Raw genomic sequence first — 466 nt, 5'->3', positions numbered from 1 at the left:
AGCCGGTGCTCCTTAGAAAGGAGGTGATCCAGCCGCACCTTCCGGTACGGCTACCTTGTTACGACTTCGTCCCAATCGCCAGCCCCACCTTCGACCGCTCCCCCCACAAGTGGTTGGGCCACGGGCTTCGGGTGTTGCCGACTTTCGTGACGTGACGGGCGGTGTGTACAAGGCCCGGGAACGTATTCACCGCAGCGTTGCTGATCTGCGATTACTAGCGACTCCGACTTCATGGGGTCGAGTTGCAGACCCCAATCCGAACTGAGACCGGCTTTTAGGGATTCGCTCCACCTCACGGCATCGCAACCCTCTGTACCGGCCATTGTAGCATGTTTGCAGCCCAAGACATAAGGGGCATGATGACTTGACGTCATCCCCACCTTCCTCCGAGTTGACCCCGGCAGTCTCCCATGAGTCCCCACCACCCCGAAGGGCATGCTGGCAACATGGAACAAGGGTTGCGCTC

The 466-nt window shown here is 59.7% G+C and carries 1 rRNA gene (running past one end of the window); it reads right to left on the bottom strand.

The window, feature by feature from the left end:
• Nucleotides 1–16: 16 nt before the first annotated feature.
• Nucleotides 17–466, bottom strand: a 16S ribosomal RNA gene (locus IEY93_RS37320) (it continues 1,135 nt past the right edge of the window).

Origin of the sequence: Sphaerisporangium melleum (genome assembly GCF_014646695.1) — a bacterium.
Taxonomy (GTDB): domain Bacteria; phylum Actinomycetota; class Actinomycetes; order Streptosporangiales; family Streptosporangiaceae; genus Sphaerisporangium; species Sphaerisporangium melleum.
The sequence above is the reverse complement of the archived record's forward strand: the minus strand, read 5'-3'. Positions and strand labels throughout refer to the sequence as shown.